This window comes from Caballeronia sp., from assembly GCF_049581465.1.
Classification (GTDB): Bacteria; Pseudomonadota; Gammaproteobacteria; order Burkholderiales; family Burkholderiaceae; genus Caballeronia.
Genome location: NZ_JBAUSA010001325.1, coordinates 1 through 3,898, shown reverse-complemented (window position 1 = coordinate 3,898; position 3,898 = coordinate 1). Strand labels below are relative to the sequence as shown.

The following is a 3,898-nucleotide window of genomic DNA, read 5'->3' as shown; positions in this document are numbered from 1 at the left end:
TACAGATGCAGCAGCCCTAGCCACCATCGGGCGTTCTTCTTCCAGCGACCTTTGGTCAGAGATCTGACTCAATTCATATCCCCTCAGCGTCACCCCAATATTACTTGGCCGGCGTAGGAGACGGGTTGGTGATTTGTCGTTGGTGTTGCACCGAGTGATAGCGCCAACCGCCGTTGGTTCTGACAGTCAGACTGTCACTTTCGTCTTAGAAATGGTAGTCCGGAGGACGATCACCGTAAATGTTTTGGCGGCGTGATCGACCGGTGGCGGATACCGACCTCCTGTCGGATGCTGGTTAGCCACTGGCGCGCTGTCTTGACTGGCGGCCATTATTTTTATTGAAGGCGCAGGAATATCCTGCGAGGAGACGGCGTCTACTCATTGCAGATCGGACAACATGATCAGGAGTCTGTAATGAAGAAATTTGCCATGGTCACCATTTTTCCAGTGGTTTTCACGTCGTCGAGCGCATTTGCTCGAGGTAAGACCCGCGCCGGGGCCGATCAGGAGCTTATCGACGCGCAGCAGAATGGCCTGAGTTACGTCACCCACTCCATGACTGCCGACACCGCCCCAAATGACCAGAACCGGCAATTGCTGCCTTTTCGCGAATCGCTGCTGGCGATGCTGGGCGTGGCATTGGTGGCTATGCTGGTCGCGCTGGACCAGACAATCGTCGGCACCGCGCTGCCTCGGATCGTCACAGATCTCAAGGGCTTTGACCTGTATGCATGGGTCGCCACGTCCTATATGCTGGCATCGGTAATAACGATCCCCATTTTCGGCCGACTCGGTGACCTCTTCGGTCGCAAGCCCCTGCTGCTGGCAGCAATCGTTCTCTTCACCGTCGCCTCGCTGTTATGCGGTATGGCCGACAAGATGCTGTATCTCGTGATCGCGCGAGGCGTGCAGGGGATCGGTGGTGGCATCATGATTGGCACGGTCTTCGCGACGGTCGCTGACCTCTTCCCTGACCCGCGACTGCGTTTGCGCTGGCAGGTATTTGTCAGTTCGGCATTCGGCGCGGCCAACATCATCGGACCAGCCCTTGGAGGCTTCATGACCGAGTATGGCAATTGGCGCCTCGTGTTCTTCGTCAACGTGCCGATCGGCATTGTGTCGCTGCTGTTCGTCTACCGTTTCCTGCCCCACCTCCGTCACCCTCGCCAACCTGGGCTGGCGCGTCTGGACTGGCTCGGCGCGTTCCTGCTCGCGGTGACTTTCGGTGCAGTATTGCTGTTGATCGAATTTTTGCCGAAAGAAGGAATCACGGAGCTGACAGTACCACTCGGCCTGGCCGCGGCAATCGGCGGACTAACGCTGTGGATCCGGGAAAAGCGGACAGCCAACCCGATCATGCCGGTGGACATGTTGATCGATCGAAAGCTGGCAGCGCTCTTTGCGATGTCAGTGTTGGGAGGCTTCGCTATGTTCTCGCTGCTCTTCGACGTCCCACTCCTGTTCCAGGGAGGCTTTGGCATGTCTGCGGCCCACTCCGGCATGCTGATCACCCCGCTCGTAGTGGGAACGACTGTCGGTAGTGCTATCAATAATCGGATTGTCACGTGGGTCAAGCGAGCTAACATCACGATGTACGCCGGTTTTGGCCTGTTCACGATCGCCTGCATCTGCGTGATCGCCATCACGAGCAAGATGCCTCATCTCGTCTGGGTGATGTGCATGGGCACCAGCGGGATCGGGCTCGGTCTGGTAGCGTCGAACCTCACGATCTTTTCACAGCAGATTGTAGCGCGCGGTCATCTCGGTGCCGCCACCGCGTTGCTGCAATCGCTTCGGACTTTCGGCGGCATCCTCGGTACCGCGACGACCTGCTCGCTGCTCAGTCACTTGTACGCGCGCGGTGTGCACAGATCGCTGGACTCCTATCAGGCGATGCAGTGGTTCAAGTCGTTCGCGAGTCCGGCACTGATGATCGACCGGACAGGGCAGGCCGCGCTGGTCAGCCGGCTTGTCGATGCGGGCCACGCCGGCGATGCAATCATGAACTCGGCGCGCAGCGCACTTATTGAATCGGTCCACGTGGGTCTTGCGCTTGCAGCCGCAGCGGCGCTCATCGGGCTGTGCCTCACGTGGTTTGTGCCGCCGGTACGAGTGAGCCATCTCGATCCCAAAGTGGGGGGCGAATAGCGGCGGCTGAGGCTTGCATCAACGCCGGCGGCGAAGGTCGATAGCCTCTTGCGCACGACTATGTCGCGCAGCTGACTCGAAATCAGATGGGCCGGCGTCGTTGGCGTTTTGCTTCGTACTAACGCCGCACGGTAGCTGACATCGATGTGGCGGCGCACGGCCATTATCCGGTGGCCATGATGATCCGTAATAGAAGGTGTCGCGTGTTTTCGACCGGGCCGGGCTAACTGCCGGATGAGATTGCGTGCGTTGTTGTGGGTGTTCTCCGCATAGGTCTACGGTTCACGTCACCGGTGCTTGTTATGCGAGTGCAACACGGGATCTATTTGTGCCGACGGTTCCGGGAATAAAAATGGCATACCGGCGGTCTGCTCACTGTCGGTCACGGATTGCGGACACTGCAGGAATTTCACCATGGCCGATCCAGTCATCGCGCAGCGCTTTGAGAAGCTAGTGTTACCTCATATGAATTCGGCTTTCAATGTTGCGCGATGGCTGACGCATAACGACCAGGATGCCCAGGACGTCGTGCAGGAGGCGTACCTTCGCGCGTTCAGATTTTTTGGCGGATTCCGCGGCGAGGATGCCCGCGCCTGGCTATTGCGTATCGTGCGCAACACCTTCTACACGTGGCACCAGCAGAACCGGGGCCACGCGGCGGACACCACGGAGTTCGAGGAAGACATTCATAGCCTTGAGACGGGTACCGCGGAACACGACGACAGCCCTGAGGCGATGCTCATACGCAGCCAGAGCCAGAAGCGGGTGCGTAAGGCGCTGCAGAGTTTGCGGCTGGAATACCGGGAGGTGGTCGTGCTGCGGGAGCTCGAAGAATTGTCGTATAAGGAAATCGCCGCCATCGTGGACATCCCGATGGGCACGGTGATGTCTCGCCTCGGGCGCGCACGCCAGCAACTCGCGGCGCTGCTTGCACCGACGGATCGGGAGGCGTGATGGACCACGAACAGTCGTTTGAACTACTGCCAGGCTATATCGACCAGGAGTTGAGCCTGTCCGAGGCGCTCGAGTTCGAGCGCCATCTTTCCGGCTGCGAGGAATGTCAGCGGGCCTACGAGCAGCAACGTCAAGTCAGCGTGCAGCTCAGACAGGCTGATTTGCGCGTAGAGGCGCCGGCGGAACTGGTGAAGCGTATCAAGGCTGCGCTGCCAGGCCGGCGCTCGGTCTGGCAGCGGCTGGGCGACCGATTTGGTCAATGGAGCGGTGGCGGATCGTTGGGCTGGGCTCCGGTTGGCGCGATGGTGATGAGTGTGGTCGCCTTGAGCTGGAGCGCGGGGTTGTACTTCTCGGTGCCATCGAGCGAGACGCGCCTGACTCAGGAGCTTGTGGATAACCATATCCGTTCGCTGCAGTTCAATCACCTTTCCGATGTGATTTCGACCGACAAGCATACGGTCAAGCCCTGGTTTAATGGCAAACTGGACTACACGCCGCCCGTGGTTGATCTTGCGCAGCAGGGATATCCACTTGTCGGCGGTCGGCTGGACTACCTGAATGGCCGGTCGGTAGCGGTGATGGTCTATCGCTACAAGCTGCACCCGATCAATCTTTATGTGTGGCCGGGTAGCGACGCGGGCGCCACGCCTCACCTATACCAGCAGCAGGGTTATCACCTCGCCCACTGGAGTGCCGCAGGGATGAACTACTGGGCGATTACCGATGCCGGTGACAACGAGTTGAACAACTTCATCGTGGACCTGCGTGCGCATGCCGCATCCTAGCCGTCGCAATG

Annotated in this window: 3 protein-coding genes; all 3 read left to right on the top strand. The window is 59.3% G+C overall.

Going from position 1 to position 3,898, the window contains the following annotated elements; translation table 11 throughout:
* Positions 1–555: 555 nt before the first annotated feature.
* The 3 genes from WCA53_RS32050 to WCA53_RS32040 all read left to right on the top strand — a co-directional run bounded on the left by WCA53_RS32050 (position 556) and on the right by WCA53_RS32040 (position 3,887).
* Positions 556–2,148 carry an MFS transporter gene (locus WCA53_RS32050; RefSeq protein ID WP_423921245.1) on the top strand — a complete coding sequence of 531 codons (1,593 nt, stop codon included), beginning with the start codon at positions 556–558 and terminating at the stop codon, positions 2,146–2,148.
* A gap of 414 nt (positions 2,149–2,562) precedes the next feature.
* A complete protein-coding gene (locus tag WCA53_RS32045) occupies positions 2,563–3,102 on the top strand; it encodes a sigma-70 family RNA polymerase sigma factor (RefSeq protein WP_423921242.1) in 540 nt (179 codons plus the stop codon).
* Complete coding sequence (locus WCA53_RS32040; protein ID WP_423921239.1) at positions 3,102–3,887, top strand: anti-sigma factor family protein; 786 nt, start codon at positions 3,102–3,104, stop codon at positions 3,885–3,887. The genes WCA53_RS32045 and WCA53_RS32040 overlap by 1 nt, the downstream gene beginning before the upstream one ends.
* The last annotated feature ends 11 nt before the right edge of the window (positions 3,888–3,898 follow it).